Origin of the sequence: Hydrogenophaga sp. 70-12 (assembly GCF_001897365.1) — a bacterium.
GTDB classification, from domain to species: Bacteria; Pseudomonadota; Gammaproteobacteria; order Burkholderiales; family Burkholderiaceae_C; genus Hydrogenophaga; species Hydrogenophaga borbori.
On sequence record NZ_MKSS01000416.1, the window covers coordinates 1 to 814 of the forward strand.

Consider the following 814-nt stretch of genomic DNA (forward strand, 5'->3'; position numbering starts at 1 on the left):
GGTCCACTCGTAGCCGATGCCCGCGGGCAGGGTCTCGGCGGCGATGCGCTCGATGGCGGCCTGCGCCTGGCCAGACGAGAAGCCTGGCGCCGGGCCACCATTGATGTCGGCCGTGAGGTAGCCGTTGTAGCGCATGGCGCGCTCGGGGCCGAAGCTGGCATCGACCTTCATCAGCGCCGACAGCGGGATCATCTCGCCACTGGTGGCGCGCACCTTGAGCAGGCCGATGTCTTCGGCGCGCGCGCGGTAGGGTGCGTCGGCCTGGGCGCGCACGCTGTAGGTGCGGCCGAATTGGTTGAAGTCGTTCACGTACAGGCTGCCGAGGTAGATCTGCAGGGTGTCGAAGATTTCCGTCACGGGCACGCCCAGCTGGCGCGCCCTGGTGCGGTCGATGTCGGCATAGAGCTGCGGCACGTTGACCTGCCAGCTCGTGAACATGCCGGCCAGCTCGGGCGTCTGGTAGGCCTTGGCCATGAAGGCCTTCACCGCCGCGTCCATGGCCTCGTAGCCGAGCGAGGCCTTGTCTTCCAGCTGCAGCTTGAAGCCGCCGGTGGTGCCCAGGCCCGCCACCGGCGGCGGCGGGAACATCACCACGAAGGCGTCCTGGATCTCTCCGTAGGCCTGGTTCAACTGACCCGCCACGGCGGCGCCGCTCTGGTCGGCGTTCCGGCGCTCGGCGAAGGGCTTGAGCGTGGCGAACACGATGCCCGCGTTGGAGCTGTTGGTGAAGCCGTTGATCGACAGGCCCGGGAAGGCGATGGCGTCTTCCACGTTGGGGTTTTGCCGGGTGATCTCGCCCATGCGCTGGATGACC

At 68.1% G+C, this 814-nt stretch carries 1 protein-coding gene; it reads right to left on the bottom strand.

The window, feature by feature from the left end:
• The coding region (locus tag BGO22_RS21680) for an efflux RND transporter permease subunit (protein WP_286852417.1) at nt 1–814 on the bottom strand (814 nt) is incomplete at both ends.